The following is a 15,608-nucleotide window of genomic DNA, read 5'->3' as shown; positions in this document are numbered from 1 at the left end:
ACTCGGTGCTGTATCCAGCTTCCCGATCCGCGCTGCCGTCCCGCTTGCGTAGCGCTAACGATTCGCTGACAGCCGCGAAAGGTGCGCCGCGGCCCGTGCCGAACCCTCGGTGAAACCGGCCGCGTCGGCCGCGACGATCGCCCGTTCCAACTGGTCAGCGGCCTCTTCGAGACGGCCGATACCGGCCAGCGCCTCGCCCCGGGTGATCTGCAGCGAGGCCCGGACGACCACCGCGTCGGGCGCGACCAGTTCCCCGGCGCGAAGGGTGTGCGCGAGCGCCGCCTCGTACTCCCCCGCCTTCAGGCAGTGGCCCGCGAGGTGCTGGAGGGTCAGCACCTGGGTGGAGGGGTGGCCGGTGCGGTCGGCGAGGTCGACGGCGTGCAGCATGAGCAGCCCGGCCCGCTCGTGCTCCCCGGTCGCGTCGAGGACGGCGGCGTAGTTGACGTACGCGATGGCCTCGCTGATCGGGTCGCCGACCCGGGCGGCCAGACCCGGCGCCTTCTCCAGGTGGACCAGGGCCTCGTCGTTCCGGCCCTCCTCGTGCAGGATCCAGCCGAGCAGGGCACGCGCGCGCGACTGCGCGTCGAGGTCGCCGATCGCCTCGGCCGAGGCGAGCCCGGCCTCCAGGAGCGGGGTCCAGCCGTCCCCGATCCGACTGAGCATCAGCGGCCACGGCACGAGTGCGAGCCGCCAGGCCCGGTCGTGCATCCCGAGGGCGGCCGCGGCGGCGACCGCGCCCTCCAGGGCGGGTCGCTCGGCGGCGTACCAGTCGAGTGCCGCCGTACGGTCCTCGAACTCCCTCGTCGCGGCGGGCCGTCGGGCATCGGCGGGCAGCGAGTAGCAAGGCTGCGAGCCGGGTTCGGCGGCGGCGTCGGCCGCGAGGCCCGTGTACAGGTAGTGGTCGAGGAGCCGGGGCAGGCCCTCGGGGTCCGCCTGCGGGGCGAGATGGCGGGCGTAGAGGCGTACCAGGTCGTGCGGCGTCCACCGGCCGGGGACCGCCTCGGTGAGCAGGTGCGCGGCGGCGAGCCGGTCCAGGTCGGCGGAGGCCTGCCCGGGCGCCGTCCCGACGAGGGCGCCCGCCGCGAACCGGTCCAGATCGGATCCTGTGTGCAGACCGACCGCGCGGAACATCCGGGCGGCGGACTCCGGCAGCTGCTGCACCGTGAGACGGAGGGCGGCGGAGACGCCCCGGTCCTCCACGTCGAGCAGCGCCAGCCTGCTCTGTTCGTCGGCGAGTTCGCCGACCATCGCGTCGAGCGTCCACTGCGGCCGCTCGGCCAGCCGGGCCGCCGTCACCCGGAGGGCGAGCGGCAGGCCGTCGCAGAGCCGGGCGAGCCGGGTGGCGGCGGCGGGTTCGGCGGCGACCCGGTCCTCGCCGAGGACGGTGGTGAGCAGGGCGGCCGAGGCGGCCGGCTGCAAGTGCCCGAGCGGTACGGGCCGGGCGGCGTCGGAGGCGATGAGGCCGCCGAGCCGGTCGCGGCTGGTGACGAGGGTGGCGCAGTGGTCGCCGCCGGGCAGCAGCGGCCGGACCTGCTCGGAGGAGCGGGCGTTGTCGAGGACGACGAGCAGCCGGCGGCCGCCGGTGAGCGAGCGGAACAGCGCACCGCGCGCGTCGACGGTCTCCGGGACCTTCTGCGGCGGGACGCCGAGCGCGAGCAGGAACTCCCGCAGGACGGCGGCGGTCTCGGGCGCCGGGGTGTCGCTGAAGCCGCGCAGGTCGGCGAAGAGCCGCCCGTCGGGGAAGTCCGCGCGCCGCTCGTAGGCCCAGTGCACGGCGAACGCGGTCTTGCCGACGCCCGCGGGCCCGGTGACGAGGCAGACGGGTCCGTCGCCGGCGCGGACGGCACGGTCGAGCGCGGCCAGCTCGGCCCCGCGCCCGGTGAAGCCGCGCGGGGCCCGCGGCAGGCCCTCGGGCGCCGGGGCCCTCACCTCGACGGCCGGCCGGGGCACGGAGGCGGGCTCGGCGGAGCGGAGCAGCGTCGCGTACGCCTCGCTGAGCGTCTCACCGGGGTCGACGCCCAGCTCCTCGGCGAGCAGCCGCCGGGTCCTGTGGTACCAGTCGATCGCGTCCGACTGACGGCCGGAACGCGCGAGCGCCAGCATCAGCGCGGCGGCCAGCGACTCGCGCAACGGGTGCGCGACCGCCTCGGTGCGCAGGACGGCGGCGGCCCTGCCGTGCTCGCCGAGCTGCCCGTACGCCTCCGCCAGCGCCTCCACCGACGCGAGCCGCATCTCCTCCAGGCCCCCGGCCGCGGCCTCCAACGGCCTGCTGTGCACGGTCCCGGTGAGCGCGGGCCCCTGCCAGTACGACAGCGCCTCCCTCAGCATCCGCACCGCGTCGGCCGGCCGCCGCTGCACCCCGGCAAGCCCGACGAGCTCCTCGAACCGGTGCGCGTCGACCAGCGACTCCGGCATCCGCAGCACATACGCCGACCCCTGCGTGGCGAGCTCCACCCCGTACGCCTCGGCCCCGTGCTCGGCAAGCAGCGCCCGCAGCCGCGAGACGTGCCCCTGAAGGACGGTCTTGGCGTGCGTGGGCGGCTCCTCCTCCCACAGCGCGTCTATCAACTGCCCCACGTTCACAGCACTGTTGGGCCGCAACAGCAGCATCGCGAGCAGACTGGACCGCTTGGCGGGCCCCAAGGCTACGTCCCTGTCCTCCGCCACCAACGCAACGGAGCCGAGCAGCCGGAACTCCACCTGTATACCTCCGCGATCCCTCTCCCCCACAGCTCTGTCCCCGACGTCCGAGGATACGTGCGCCAAGAGGGCCGCCGGCCACGTGGTGTTCCCCACTCCGCCCTCGCCCTCACTATCCGGACACGGCGACGAACGGGGTCGGGGCGATGAACCGGATCGGGTCGATGAACGAGGTCAGGGCGATGAACGGGGTCAGGGCGATTCCGACTGGACGTCAGCCGGTCGCCCCTCGTCCACCGCTCGCTCCTCGCCCACCGCTCGCCCCTCGCCCACCGCTCGCCCCTCGCCCACCGGTCGCCCCTCGCCCGCCAGGCCCAGTCGGGCCTGCTCCTCCTCCACGATCCTGCGGGCGATCCCCATGTCCGACACGTCGACCGCGTCCGGGGTGGCCTCGGCCACGGCACTACGGCGGGCGTACGTGTCGAACAGGCGGGTCTTGGCCTCCAGCATCCTCACCATGCGCTCGTCCACCCCGCCGGTGGCGAGCAGCCGGTGCACCCGCACCCGCCTGACCTGTCCCATGCGATGGGCCCGGGCCACCGCCTGCTGCTCGATGGTCGGCTTGATCTGGGGTTCGCAGAGGACGACCACGGAAGCGGCCTGCAGGTTGAGGCCGATGCCCGCCGCCTGGATCTGCGCCAGCAGCACCGCGGGCCCGGACACGGCCGCGAAGTCGTCGACGACCTGCTGCCGTCGCGCGGCCGGGACTCCACCGGTGAGCGGACCGTGGACGGGAACACCCGCGTCGAGGGCCTCCCCCACCACGCCCAGTACGTCCTTGAAGTAGGAGAAGACCACGGTCTTCTGCCCGTTCTCGCCGGCCTCCCGGACGATCTCGCGGAGCCGCTCCAGCTTGGCCGACTTCTCGGGGCGTGCGTACGCGGCCTTGCGCATCGCCATGAAGTTGCCGGCACGCACCGCCTCCCTGTAGGCCTCCTCGTCGGAGACGCTCGGCTCCTCCCATTCGTCGGTGTGCTGGAGGGCGGGCAGCTCCGCGAGGACGTCCTTCTGATTGCGCCGCAGATAGACCGGTGCGACGGCCTTGCGGAAGTCGACCGAGCCGGTCAGGGCGTCCCCCTTGGTCAGCGAGTCCGCGAGGTCGGGTCGGAGCATCCGGACCAGGTTGCGGAACTCTCCCACCCGGTTCTCCATCGGGGTGCCGGTCATGAGGAGGGCGTGCCCGGAGCGCTCCACCCACCGGGCGACCGCCTGGGACCGCAGTGTCTTCGGGTTCTTCACCAGGTGCGCCTCGTCCACCACGAGCATCGCGGCCTCACCGCGGCCCGGGTCGGGGAACCCGCGCAGCGCGTCGAAGGTGGTCACCGCGACCCCGCCCCGGCTCCTCCAGTCGGCGAACGCCTCGTGCCGGTCGGGGCCGTGCAGGAGGACGGACCGCAGGGAGCTGCGGGCCTCGATCTCGCGCACCCAGTTCACCAGGACGCTCGGCGGGCAGACGACCATGAAGCGGCTCTGTCCCTCGGCGGCCAGATGCGTCAGGGCGGCGATCGCCTGGATGGTCTTGCCGAGCCCCATCTCGTCGCCGAGCACCACTTTGCGCTGGGCGAGGACGAACCTCGCGCCGAACTCCTGGTACCCGCGCAGGGAGACACGCAGGCGGGAGTCGTCGAGGCGCTGGCCCCGTACCCGCTCGGCGAGCTTGTCGGGCAGGAACCCCTGGGCGGCCCCCACCTCCGGCGCCCGCCCGGGGATCTCGGCCAGCACGCCGTAGTACTCGGCCGAGCGCAGCTCGAAGTCCACCCAGGCGGCGACGTCGGTCGCGGGCTCCCGCAGCAGATCCACCGACGCCTGGGCGAGGAGAGCGAGCGCCCCCGCCCGCTCCGCGTCCTCCACCACCGACCGGATGCCGTCGACCGCCGCGAGCGCCCGGGACCGCTTCTCCCGTCCGGCCAGGAGCATCCGCACCCGCCCGGTGGCCGGTCCGGCATCGGCGAGCAGCGGACCGAGCCGTCGCACCAGCCCCTCGGCCGTGTCGACCGCCCTCCGCCCGTCCGGCCCCGCCTCCACCAGACGGTTCAGAGCGATGACGAGCGCCGTGGTCCGCGGCTCCGGCCGGTCCACGTCGATCCGCACGGCGACGGTCTCGTGCGCCGCCTCGGACAACCGCTGAGCGGCCGCGAGGAGCTGATCGGCGGTCCGCAGGCCGACCCCGGGAACCTGCCGCAGGCGATACGGGCCCGCTTCCAGAACCCTCCCGACCGTCCTCAGCCCACTCCGCTCGATGCTCTCCCCCTGCAACCGGCCCCCGGTGACCTCCCGCAGCCGCTTCACCGGGATCGCATCGAGCTCCCGCGCCACCGCCTCGTCCTGAAGCGGCTTCAGCGCCTCCCGCACCGCCTCGACAGCCCTGCCATGGTCCCCACACACCGCCTCAGCCGCCCCATACAGCCGCGCCCCCCTCCCCACCACCTCCCGCCCATCCCGCCCCACGCGCCCCGCCCCCTTTTCCCGTACCCACCTCAAGCGACCGGAGAGCGCCGCGACGCCTCCCTGGATGAGCAGTACTACACCCCGTCCCTGACAGCACCCGCCCCGTACCGTCCCGCGCCCGCCCGATCCGCCCGGACACGCCCACCCCACGCGGAAGGGGCCGGACTCCATGGAGTCCGGCCCCTTCCGAGGTGTGGCTGCGATCAGACGTTGAAGCGGAACTCCACGACGTCGCCGTCCTGCATGACGTACTCCTTGCCCTCCATGCGGGCCTTGCCGGCGGCGCGGGCCTCGGCCACCGAGCCCGTGGCGACGAGGTCGGCGAAGGAGATGACCTCGGCCTTGATGAAGCCCTTCTGGAAGTCGGTGTGGATGACACCGGCCGCCTCGGGGGCCGTCGCGCCCTGCTTGATCGTCCAGGCGCGGGCTTCCTTCGGGCCGGCCGTCAGGTAGGTCTGGAGGCCGAGGGTGGCGAAGCCGACGCGGGCGAGGGTGGCGAGGCCGGGCTCCTCGGCGCCGACGGACTCCAGGAGCTCCATGGCGTCCGCCTCGTCGAGCTCGGCGAGGTCCGCCTCCAGCTTGGCGTTGAGGAAGATCGCCTCGGCCGGGGCGACCAGGGCGCTCTGCTCGGCCTTGAAGGCGTCGTCCGTCAGCTCGTCCTCGTCCACGTTGAAGACGTACAGGAACGGCTTGGTGGTGAGGAGGTGGAGGTCGTGGAGGAGCTCCGCCTTCTCCGAGCCCTGGACGATGCCCTGCGAGAAGAGGGTGTCGCCCTTCTCCAGGATCGCCTGGGCGGCCTCGACGGCGGCGACCTTGGGCGCCGTGTCCTTCTTGATCCGCATCTCCTTCTGGAGGCGCGGCAGGACCTTCTCGATCGTCTGGAGGTCCGCGAGGATCAGCTCCGTGTTGATCGTCTCGATGTCGTCCTTCGGCGAGACCTTGCCGTCGACGTGGACGACGTTCTCGTCCTTGAAGGCACGGATGACCTGGCAGATCGCGTCCGACTCGCGGATGTTCGCGAGGAACTTGTTGCCCAGGCCCTCGCCCTCGCTCGCGCCGCGCACGATGCCCGCGATGTCGACGAAGTCGACCGTCGCCGGGAGGATGCGCTGGGAGCCGAAGACCTCGGCGAGCTTGGCCAGGCGGTCGTCGGGGACACCGACGACGCCGACGTTGGGCTCGATCGTGGCGAACGGGTAGTTGGCCGCCAGCACGTCGTTCTTGGTCAGGGCGTTGAACAGGGTCGACTTGCCGACATTCGGCAGACCGACGATTCCGATCGTGAGCGACACGGTGGCGACTTCCTGAAGTGTGGATGGTGGGCCGATCCCCCAGTTTACGGGCGGGACGAACCGGCCAGTGACGCCGACCTTCGGTCGTTCTCGGGGGCAAGGTCACCCAAAGGGCGTGTCCCGGACCCCGTTCCCGCCCTCTCGCGACCTACGTTGGTCAGGTGGAGCAGCACAGGACAAGTCAGCCGCAACGCCGCCGAAGGCCGCAGACCACCGCCACGCCGCCGGTCGCACCGCCCGGCGCGCTCGTGGAGGGCGCGGCCGTCTACCGCGTCACCGGCAGAGCCGGGGGCGCCCCCGGTCGCGCGCGCGTGGAGCGGGCCGAAGCGCCCGGAGCCCCCACCGGGCGCACCTCCGGGCGGCCCGCCGGCCGCCGGCCCGTACCGCCCGTCGTCCTCGCCCTGCGCCGGCTCCCCTCGCCCCGCCTCACCGGGCTCGGCGCCGGGCTCTTCGCCTCGGCCGCCATGCTCGCCCTCGGCCTCCTCGACCAGCTGCTCCTCGACGGCTCCCCCGCCGCCTACGGGCTGCTGTTCCTTCCGGTCAGCGCCCTGACCGCCCTCTGGGTCCGCACCGCCGACCTCGTCACCGCCCCGATCAGCGTCCCCATCGCCTTCGCCGTCGGTGTCATCCCCATCGCCGGCGGCACCGGCGGCTTCGGCGGCCAGGCCATGGCCGTCGTGACCGCCCTCGCCGTGCACGCCGGGTGGCTCTACGGCGGCACCCTCGTCGCCGGTCTCATCGCGAGCGTCCGCAAGGTGCGGGACATGGGGCGCCGCCACCAGTCCCGTACCGCCGCCCGGACGGCCCCCGGGGCCGGGACCACGGGCGAGGGACCGGGCGGGCGGGCGCCTGCGGCGGGACGCCGGCCCGTCGCGTAAGTCGGATCTTGGATCCAAGCGATGGGATATCGGATCCCGGATCCCGTCGCTTGGATCCTGGATCCCGTCGCTCGGATCCTGGATCCCGTTGCCTGGATCCGGGATCTTGGATCTTGGATCTTGGATCTTGGATCTTGGATCTTGGATCTTGGATCTTGGATCTTGGATCTTGGATCCAAGCTCCCCCGGCCCCTCAGGCCGCCCCCGCCGCCATCCCCGCCCCCACGATCCCCGCGTTGTTCTGGAGCTCCGCCGGGACGACCTCCGCGCGGACGCCCTTGATCAGGGGCAGGAACTTGTCCGCCTTGCGGCTGACGCCGCCGCCGATGATGAAGAGTTCCGGGGAGAAGAGCATCTCGACGTGGGCGAGGTACTTGCTCAGCCGGCGGGTGGCCCAGTGCTCCCAGCTGAGGTCTTCGTCCTCCTTGGCCTTGGTGGAGGCGCGGGTCTCGGCGTCGTGGCCCTTGAGTTCGAGGTGGCCGAGTTCGGTGTTGGGGACGAGGCGGCCGTCGACGAAGAGGGCGGAGCCGATGCCGGTGCCGAGGGTCAGGAGGATCACGGTGCCTTTGCGGCCCCGGCCCGCGCCGAAGGTCATCTCGGCGATGCCGGCGGCGTCCGCGTCGTTCAGGACGGTCACGGGGAGGCCGCCGAGGCGGTCGCTCAGGAGGGTGCCGGCGTCGACGCCGATCCAGGACTTGTCGACGTTGGCGGCCGTACGGATGGTGGAGCCGGTCACCACGCCGGGGAAGGTCACCCCCACCGGCCCGGTCCAGCCGAAGTGCGCCACGACCTCCGCGACGCAGCCCGCCACACCGTCGGGTGTGGCGGGCTGCGGGGTCAGTACCTTGTGGCGCTCCTCGGCGAGCGTGCCGCGTTCCAGGTCCACGGGGGCGCCCTTGATGCCCGAGCCGCCGATGTCCACTCCGAAGACGTTCATGGACACACGGTAAGGGCTGTGGCGTGGAGTTACTCCTTGACGGACGCGGCGGGCGCCGTGGCCGCGAGCCGCTCCGCCTCGGCCCGCAGGTCCTTGTTGCGGAGCTCCTTGGGCAGCGAGAAGGTGAGGGACTCGTCGGCCGTCTTGACGATCTCCACGTCCACGTAGCCGCGCTCGGCGAGCCACTCCAGGACCTCCTGCACCAGGACGTCCGGGACGGAGGCGCCGGAGGAGAGGCCGACGCTGGTCACGCCCTCCAGCCAGGCCTCGTCGATCTCGCTGGCGAAGTCGACGAGGTACGAGGCGGGGACGCCGGCCTGCTTGGCGACCTCGACCATGCGGATCGAGTTGGAGGAGTTCTTCGAGCCGACGACGATCACCAGCTCGGCCTGGTCGGCGAGCTCCTTGATGGCGGTCTGGCGGTTCTGCGTGGCGTAGCAGATGTCGTCGGACGGCGGGGAGATCAGCTGCGGGAACTTCTCCTTCAGCGCGTCGACCGTCTCCATCGTCTCGTCGACCGAGAGCGTGGTCTGGGAGAGCCAGACGACCCGGGAGGGGTCGCGGACCTCGACCTTGGCCACGTCCTCGGGGCCGTCGACCAGCTGGATGTGGTCGGGGGCCTCGCCGGAGGTGCCGATGACCTCCTCGTGGCCCTCGTGGCCGATGAGGAGGATGTCGAAGTCGTCCTTGGCGAAGCGGACGGCTTCCTTGTGGACCTTGGTGACCAGCGGGCAGGTGGCGTCGATGGTCGCGAGCCGGCCCACGCGGGCCTCCTCGTGGACGGTCGGGGCGACGCCGTGCGCGGAGAACATCACGATGTTGCCCGGCGGCACCTCGGTCGCCTGGTCGACGAAGATCGCGCCCTTCCGCTCCAGGGTCTGGACGACGTACTTGTTGTGGACGATCTCGTGCCGGACGTAGATCGGCGCCCCGTACTGCTCCAGGGCCTTCTCCACGGCGATCACGGCACGGTCCACGCCCGCGCAGTAGCCGCGGGGCGCGGCGAGCAGGACACGCTTCGGGCGGTTCGTCGCGGAGGCGGCATCGGGCGTCGGCGCGGGCGTTGCAGTCATGCGTCCCATCGTAAGGCCGCGTCGGTGAGCGGTTGGAGCGGTGCCGTGGCCGAAACTGGCGCCATGGCTCAGGAGACGCAGGTGGCGGACCACGAGGGGCTGCGGCGGAATCTCGGATTCCGCGACCTTGTCGTGTACGGGCTGCTGTTCATCGCCCCCATGGCGCCCGTCGGCGTCTTCGGCACGCTCGACGCGAAATCGCACGGAGCCGTCGCACTGGTGTACGTCGTGGCGACCGTCGCCATGGCGTTCACGGCGTTCAGCTACGCCCAGATGGTGCGGGTCGCGCCGCAGGCCGGTTCCGTCTTCACGTACGCGCGCAAGGGCCTCGGGGAGGGGCCCGGATTCATCGCCGGGTGGATGGCGATGCTCGACTACCTGCTGATCCCGGCCGTCGCCTACCTCTTCGCGGGCATCGCCATGGAGGCGCTGGTCCCGGACGTGGACCGGTGGGTGTGGACCGGGATCGCCGTGGTGGTCACCACCCTCCTCAACCTGTGGGGCGTACGGGCGGCGGCCCGGGTCGGCTTCGCGGTGCTCGTGATGGAGATCGTCGTCCTGCTGGTCTTCGTGGTGTCCGCGGTGGTGGTGCTCGCACGGGACGGAGCCCTGCGCGACTGGTGGTCGCCGCTCACCGGCGACGTCGCGTTCTCGCTGTCCGCGGTCGTGGGAGCGGTCTCGGTGGCCGTCCTGTCGTACCTGGGCTTCGACGCCATCGCCTCCTTCGCGGAGGAGGTGACGGGCGGCTCGCGGAAGGTGGCGCGGGCGCTGCTGTTCTGCCTGGCGCTCGCGGGCGCCCTGTTCGTGGCCCAGACCTGGCTGGTGGCGCTCCTCGAACCGCTCTCCTCGGCCGAGCTCGCCGCCGACCCGGCCAAGCAGGGCTCGGCCTTCTACGACGCCGTGGACGCCTCCGTGGGCGGCTGGCTGCACGATCTGGTGGCCGTCTCCAAGGCGATCGGCGCGGCCTTCGCGGCGCTCGCGGGGCAGGCGGCGGGCGGGCGGCTGCTGTTCGCGATGGGCCGCGACCGGCGCCTTCCCCATCTGCTCGCCCGCACCGACGGCGGCGTCCCGCGCGTGGCGCTGCTCGTGGCGGCGACGATCACGATGATCGCCGCGCTGTGGGCGGCGCGCCGGGACGACGGCCTCGACCAGCTGGTCTCGGTGGTCGACATCGGCGCGCTCACCGCCTTCGTCCTGCTGCACGCGAGCGTGGTGGGCTGGTTCGCGGTACGGCGGGCGGAGGGGCCGCCGCACTGGCTGAAGCACGTCGTCCTTCCGGTGGTCGGCGCGGCGATCCTGATCGCCGTGATCGTCGAGGCCTCGGCCGCCGCCCAGGTGGTGGGCGTGGTGTGGCTGGGGGTGGGCTTCGTCGTCCTCGCCGTCCAGGGCGCGACACGACCGTCCCCGCGCGCGTAAGACCCGACACGGCCGTCCCCGCGCGCGTGAGACCTGATTACGGCGCCCCCGCGCGCGTGGTGACGTCCCCGCGCGGTACCGCCCCGCCTGCCCACACGCCCCTGTGACGTTGTCGTACCGCGCGGTTACGCTCGGTCCATGGGTCTGACTACGTCCGCAGAAGCACCGCTTCCCGTCGGTGAGGTCTCCCGGATGATCGGGGGGTGGATCGACCGGCTCGGGGCGGTCTGGGTCGAGGGGCAGATCACGCAGCTGTCGCGGCGCCCCGGCGCCGGGGTCGTCTTCCTGACGCTGCGGGATCCCTCGTACGACATCTCCATCAGCGTCACCTGCTACCGCCAGGTCTTCGACGCGGTCGCGGACGTCGTCTCGGAGGGCGCCAGGGTCGTCGTGCACGCCAAGCCCGAGTGGTACGCGCCGCGCGGGCAGCTGTCGCTGCGGGCGGCGGAGATCAAGCCGGTCGGGATCGGCGAGCTGCTCGCGCGCCTGGAGCAGCTGAAGCGGAGCCTGGCCTCGGAGGGGCTCTTCGCGCTCGACCGGAAGAAGCCGCTGCCGTTCCTGCCGCGCCTCGTCGGCCTGGTCTGCGGCCGCGCCTCGGCGGCCGAGCGGGACGTCCTGGAGAACGCGCGGCGTCGCTGGCCGGCCGTCCGCTTCGAGGTGCGGAACGTGGCGGTGCAGGGCGTGAAGGCGGTCCCGCAGGTCGTCCAGGCGGTCAGGGAGCTGGACGCGCACGAGGACGTGGACGTGATCATCGTGGCCCGGGGCGGCGGCAGCGTCGAGGACCTGCTGCCGTTCTCGGACGAGCAGCTGGTCCGGGCGGTGGCCGAGTGCCGTACGCCGGTGGTGTCCGCGATCGGGCACGAGCCGGACTCGCCGCTGCTCGACCTGGTGGCCGATCTGCGCGCCTCGACTCCGACGGACGCGGCCAAGAAGGTCGTCCCGGACGTCGGCGAGGAGCTGGAGCGGGTGCGCGGGCTGCGGGACCGGGCGCTGCGGACCGTGCGCGGCCTCCTGGAGCGCGAGGAGCGCGGCCTGGCACAGGCGCTCGCGCGGCCCGTCATGGAGCATCCGCAGCGGATGGTCGAGGTCCGCGAGGACGAGGTCGCGGCGCTCCTCGCGCGGAGCCGGCGGGTGCTCGGACACCTGCTGGACCGGGCGGACTCGGAGCTCTCGCACACGCGGGCGCGTGTCCGGGCGCTGTCGCCCGCCGCGACGCTGGAGCGGGGGTACGCGGTGCTCCAGCGACCGGACGGGGCGGTGGTCCGCTCCCCCGAGGAGGTCGCGGAGGGCGAGGAGCTGCGGGCCAGGGTCGCCGAGGGCGAGTTCACGGTGCGGCGCACGGCCGACCCGGCCTGAGCGTTCAGGCAAGAACCGATACGAAGGATGGAGCGGCAGATGGCAGCGGGTACGGACACGGGCGCGGAAGAGGCGGCCCTCGGGTACGAGCAGGCGCGGGACGAGCTGATCGAGGTCGTCCGGCGGCTCGAGGCGGGCGGGACGTCCCTGGAGGAGTCCCTTGCGCTCTGGGAGCGCGGCGAGGAGCTGGCGAAGGTGTGCCGGCATCGCCTGGAGGGGGCCCGGGCCCGGCTCGACGCCTCGCTGGCGGCCGAGCGCACGGACGGGGCGGAGGCGGAGGACGGGGACGAGTAGCGCCGAGGCGGGGCCGAGGAGCGCCACGGCGGACCACGCGGGCCCGCACCGTCCCGACGCAGCCGTCCTGGCGCGCACGTCCCGCCGCAGCCGTCCCGGCGTGGACGCCCTGGCGTGGACGCCCTGGCGCGCACGTACCGCCGCAGCCGCCCCGACGCAGCCGTCCCGACGCAGCCGTCCCGACGCAGCCGCCCCGACGCAGCCGCCCCGACGCAGACGTCCTGGCGTAGACTTCGAGGAAAAGCGGATCGCTATCCGGATGAGAGTGAAACGGATCACTATCCGGATGAGTTGGTTGAACTTTCATCAATCTTCGGCGTACTGTCGAGGCATCGCTCGAACCCCGTACGAGTGACCCCCCTTTGCAGTCCGGAAGGTACGCCCCATGTCTCTCGCCCTCGACGCCGCCGCCCAGGACCTCCTCTTCCGCGAGGCCCGCACCGCCAACACGTTCACCGACGAGCCGGTGACCGACGAGCAGATGCAGGCGATCTACGACCTGGTGAAGTACGGCCCGACCGCCTTCAACCAGACCCCGCTGCGCATCACCCTGGTCCGCTCCCCCGAGGCCCGCGAGCGTCTGGTGAAGCACATGGCCGAGGGCAACGCGGCCAAGACCTCCACCGCCCCGCTGGTCGCGATCCTCTCGGCCGACAACGAGTTCCACGAGGAGTTCGAGACCCTGCTCCCGCACTTCCCGCAGGTCAAGGACATGTTCTTCTCGGAGCGCCCGGTCCGCGAGGGCTCCGCCCTGCTGAACGCCGCCCTCCAGGCCGCGTACTTCATCGTGGGCGTCCGCGCCGCCGGCCTGGCCGCCGGTCCGATGACCGGTGCGGACCTCGCCGGCATCCAGAAGGAGTTCCTGGACGACGACCACACCCCGCTGATGATCGTCAACATCGGCAAGCCGGGCGAGGACGCCTGGTTCCCGCGCAACCCGCGCCTCTCCTACGACGAGGTCGTCACCACCGTCTGAGCCTGACGGCACGGAAAGGGCCCCGCACTCCACGAGTGCGGGGCCCTTTCCGTACATCCCGTTCCGTACGGCTCAGACCTTCTTCGACTGGAGCGCGCCGGCCATCTCCGCCAGCCGCTCGAAGGAGGCGGTGCCGGTCACCACGGTCGTCGCGCCGTTCTCCGTGCGGACGAGCGCGTCGTACTTCGGGCCCTCCCAGCGCTGCCAGACCCGGCCGGCCACCGTCTCGGTCTTCCCGGTGTCCTTGGCCTTCAGCGTCACCTCGGGCACGAACTTGCCCGGCTCGGCCGTCGACTGGTTCACGGCCACGTACTGGGTGTCCGGGGAGAGGAAGCCGAGCTGCCAGGCATCGGCCTTCTCGCGCTTGTACGAGACCACCGTCGCCTTCCAGCCCTCGCCGAGACCCTCGGGCGCCAGCACCGGATACGGCGCCGCCCGCTGGGCCGTGAGGAGCTCGACCCGGTAGTCCTTCGCCTTGACCGGCTCCGCGCCGTCGTCGTGCGGGATGAAGAGATACATCACGCCCGCGGCGACCATGATCACCCCGAGGGACTGGAACATCCCGCGTACCGTCTGCCTGCCTCGCATACCTGCCACGCCCACCATGGTCGCATCATGGTGTTGTGCTCATACGTGGGCCCCTCTGCTCATTTTGTCGACGTACCGATAGAGTCACAGCACCCTCTTTTTTCCGGCCGTCGCCGTACAGAAAGGTGCGTTCCGATGACCGAGCACCACCACCTTCCGCCCGAGCTTGTCGTTTCTCCCGAGGCCCCCGACCGCAACCTCGCCCTTGAGCTGGTCCGCGTCACCGAGGCGGCCGCCATGGCCGCCGGCCGCTGGGTCGGCCGCGGCGACAAGATCGGCGCGGACGGGGCGGCGGTCAACGCCATGCGGACCCTGATCTCCACCGTCTCGATGAACGGCGTCGTCGTCATCGGCGAGGGCGAGAAGGACGAAGCCCCGATGCTCTTCAACGGCGAGCGGGTCGGCGACGGCACCGGCGCCGAGGTCGACATCGCGGTCGACCCGATCGACGGCACCACGCTCAACGCCAAGGGCATGCCGAACGCGATCGCCGTCCTGGCCGCCGCCGACCGCGGCACCATGTTCGACCCGTCCGCGGTCTTCTACATGGACAAGCTGGTCACCGGTCCCGAGGCCGCCGACTTCGTCGACATCAACGCGCCCGTCTCGGTCAACATCCGCCGGGTCGCCAAGGCGAAGAACTCCTCGCCCGAGGACATCACGGTCGTCATCCTGGACCGCCCGCGCCACGAGGGCATCGTCAAGGAGATCCGCGAGACGGGCGCCCGGATCAAGTTCATCTCGGACGGCGACGTCGCCGGCTCGATCATGGCCGTCCGCGAGGGCACCGGCGTCGACCTGCTCATGGGCATCGGCGGCACGCCCGAGGGCATCATCTCCGCCTGCGCGATCAAGTGCCTCGGCGGTGTGATCCAGGGCAAGCTGTGGCCGAAGGACGACGCCGAGCGGCAGAAGGCGCTGGACGCGGGCCACGACCTGGACCGCGTGCTCTCCACGAACGACCTGGTCAGCGGTGAGAACGTGTTCTTCGTCGCGACCGGCATCACCGACGGCGAGCTGCTGCGCGGCGTGCGCTACCGCGGCGAGACGGCGACCACGCAGTCGCTGGTCATGCGCTCGAAGTCCGGCACGATCCGCCAGATCGACTCGACGCACCGCCTCTCGAAGCTGCGCGCGTACAGCGCGATCGACTTCGACCGCGCGAAGTAACGGTTCCGCGCGACGGTACGAAGAGGGGCGCCCCCATGTGCGGTGGGGGCGCCCCTTCTCGTACGGGCCGGGGGAAGGTCTCCGCGATCCCGTCAGCCCGCCTGGGCGATCCGCTCGGTCGCGGCCGCCTTCCGCAGCTCCACCTCACGCCGCCGGCGCCGGGCGAGGACCACGCGCCGCTCGGCCGCCGTGAGCCCGCCCCACACTCCGTACGGCTCGGGCTGGAGCAGTGCGTGCTCCTGGCACTCGACCATCACCGGACAGCGCGCGCAGACCCGCTTCGCCGCCTCCTCGCGGGCGAGCCGCGCGGCGGTCGGCTCCTTCGAGGGGGCGAAGAAGAGCCCTGCTTCGTCCCGGCGGCACACCGCCTCCGCGTGCCATGGGCCGGCCTCGTCCTCCCGGGCAGGGGCGCGCTGAGGGGGCACGGCGGCGACCTGGAGGGGCTGATGCGGCAGTTGCAGCACGGTCTACTCCTGACGA

The 15,608-nt window shown here is 72.3% G+C and carries 13 protein-coding genes; 6 read left to right on the top strand and 7 right to left on the bottom strand.

The window, feature by feature from the left end:
* Positions 1-54 precede the first annotated feature (54 nt).
* The 3 genes from ACFYUS_RS02215 to ychF all read right to left on the bottom strand — a co-directional run bounded on the left by ACFYUS_RS02215 (position 55) and on the right by ychF (position 6,440).
* The gene (locus ACFYUS_RS02215; protein ID WP_388844644.1) at positions 55-2,700 is read right to left on the bottom strand and encodes a BTAD domain-containing putative transcriptional regulator; all 2,646 of its coding nucleotides are present in this window, start codon (positions 2,698-2,700) and stop codon (positions 55-57) included.
* 192 nt (positions 2,701-2,892) lie between these two features.
* Entirely contained in the window at positions 2,893-5,148 is a 2,256-nt protein-coding gene (locus ACFYUS_RS02210) for a DEAD/DEAH box helicase (protein ID WP_388844642.1), read from the bottom strand.
* Positions 5,149-5,351: 203 nt separating this feature from the next.
* A complete protein-coding gene (gene ychF, locus ACFYUS_RS02205) occupies positions 5,352-6,440 on the bottom strand; it encodes a redox-regulated ATPase YchF (protein WP_388844640.1) in 1,089 nt (362 codons plus the stop codon).
* Between the two features lie 161 nt (positions 6,441-6,601).
* On the opposite strand from ychF, the gene ACFYUS_RS02200 reads away from it, so the two are divergent.
* Positions 6,602-7,318: a DUF6542 domain-containing protein gene (locus ACFYUS_RS02200; RefSeq protein WP_388844638.1), complete on the top strand. Its 717-nt coding sequence runs from the start codon at positions 6,602-6,604 to the stop codon at positions 7,316-7,318.
* Between the two features lie 193 nt (positions 7,319-7,511).
* On the opposite strand, the gene ppgK is transcribed toward ACFYUS_RS02200, so the two are convergent.
* Complete coding sequence (ppgK, locus tag ACFYUS_RS02195; protein WP_388844636.1) at positions 7,512-8,255, bottom strand: polyphosphate--glucose phosphotransferase; 744 nt, start codon at positions 8,253-8,255, stop codon at positions 7,512-7,514.
* A gap of 29 nt (positions 8,256-8,284) precedes the next feature.
* The gene (locus tag ACFYUS_RS02190; RefSeq protein ID WP_388844635.1) at positions 8,285-9,337 is read right to left on the bottom strand and encodes a 4-hydroxy-3-methylbut-2-enyl diphosphate reductase; all 1,053 of its coding nucleotides are present in this window, start codon (positions 9,335-9,337) and stop codon (positions 8,285-8,287) included.
* A gap of 54 nt (positions 9,338-9,391) precedes the next feature.
* On the opposite strand from ACFYUS_RS02190, the gene ACFYUS_RS02185 reads away from it, so the two are divergent.
* From ACFYUS_RS02185 to ACFYUS_RS02170, 4 genes are all read left to right on the top strand, one after another.
* Positions 9,392-10,744 carry an APC family permease gene (locus tag ACFYUS_RS02185; RefSeq protein WP_388844634.1) on the top strand — a complete coding sequence of 451 codons (1,353 nt, stop codon included), beginning with the start codon at positions 9,392-9,394 and terminating at the stop codon, positions 10,742-10,744.
* Between the two features lie 138 nt (positions 10,745-10,882).
* The gene (xseA, locus tag ACFYUS_RS02180; RefSeq protein ID WP_388844632.1) at positions 10,883-12,100 is read left to right on the top strand and encodes an exodeoxyribonuclease VII large subunit; all 1,218 of its coding nucleotides are present in this window, start codon (positions 10,883-10,885) and stop codon (positions 12,098-12,100) included.
* A 39-nt stretch (positions 12,101-12,139) separates the two neighbouring features.
* Complete coding sequence (locus ACFYUS_RS02175) at positions 12,140-12,394, top strand: exodeoxyribonuclease VII small subunit (RefSeq protein ID WP_388844631.1); 255 nt, start codon at positions 12,140-12,142, stop codon at positions 12,392-12,394.
* Positions 12,395-12,779: 385 nt separating this feature from the next.
* A complete protein-coding gene (locus ACFYUS_RS02170) occupies positions 12,780-13,370 on the top strand; it encodes a malonic semialdehyde reductase (protein WP_388844629.1) in 591 nt (196 codons plus the stop codon).
* Positions 13,371-13,442: 72 nt separating this feature from the next.
* On the opposite strand, the gene ACFYUS_RS02165 is transcribed toward ACFYUS_RS02170, so the two are convergent.
* Positions 13,443-13,976 carry a DUF4245 domain-containing protein gene (locus ACFYUS_RS02165; protein WP_388844627.1) on the bottom strand — a complete coding sequence of 178 codons (534 nt, stop codon included), beginning with the start codon at positions 13,974-13,976 and terminating at the stop codon, positions 13,443-13,445.
* 117 nt (positions 13,977-14,093) lie between these two features.
* On the opposite strand from ACFYUS_RS02165, the gene glpX reads away from it, so the two are divergent.
* Positions 14,094-15,128: a class II fructose-bisphosphatase gene (glpX, locus tag ACFYUS_RS02160; RefSeq protein ID WP_388844625.1), complete on the top strand. Its 1,035-nt coding sequence runs from the start codon at positions 14,094-14,096 to the stop codon at positions 15,126-15,128.
* 92 nt (positions 15,129-15,220) lie between these two features.
* Here the strand turns inward: glpX and ACFYUS_RS02155 are convergent, their stop codons facing one another.
* Positions 15,221-15,592, bottom strand: coding sequence for a WhiB family transcriptional regulator (locus tag ACFYUS_RS02155; RefSeq protein ID WP_388844623.1), 372 nt, complete (start codon positions 15,590-15,592; stop codon positions 15,221-15,223).
* Positions 15,593-15,608: the final 16 nt, after the last annotated feature.

It is taken from the genome of Streptomyces sp. NPDC004284, from assembly GCF_042874035.1.
Classification (GTDB): domain Bacteria; phylum Actinomycetota; class Actinomycetes; order Streptomycetales; family Streptomycetaceae; genus Streptomyces.
Note: the sequence above shows the minus strand (reverse complement) of the source record. Positions and strands in the feature narration are given on the sequence as shown.

Excerpts from the sequence above, each read along its gene's own strand:
- ppgK (WP_388844636.1), bottom strand. The coding sequence starts at position 8,255 with ATGAACGTCTTCGGAGTGGACATCGGCGGCTCGGGCATCAAGGGCGCC.
- ACFYUS_RS02190 (WP_388844635.1), bottom strand. The coding sequence starts at position 9,337 with ATGGGACGCATGACTGCAACGCCCGCGCCGACGCCCGATGCCGCCTCC.
- ACFYUS_RS02185 (WP_388844634.1), top strand. The coding sequence starts at position 9,392 with ATGGCTCAGGAGACGCAGGTGGCGGACCACGAGGGGCTGCGGCGGAAT.
- xseA (WP_388844632.1), top strand. The coding sequence starts at position 10,883 with ATGGGTCTGACTACGTCCGCAGAAGCACCGCTTCCCGTCGGTGAGGTC.
- ACFYUS_RS02175 (WP_388844631.1), top strand. The coding sequence starts at position 12,140 with ATGGCAGCGGGTACGGACACGGGCGCGGAAGAGGCGGCCCTCGGGTAC.
- ACFYUS_RS02170 (WP_388844629.1), top strand. The coding sequence starts at position 12,780 with ATGTCTCTCGCCCTCGACGCCGCCGCCCAGGACCTCCTCTTCCGCGAG.
- ACFYUS_RS02165 (WP_388844627.1), bottom strand. The coding sequence starts at position 13,976 with ATGGTGGGCGTGGCAGGTATGCGAGGCAGGCAGACGGTACGCGGGATG.
- glpX (WP_388844625.1), top strand. The coding sequence starts at position 14,094 with ATGACCGAGCACCACCACCTTCCGCCCGAGCTTGTCGTTTCTCCCGAG.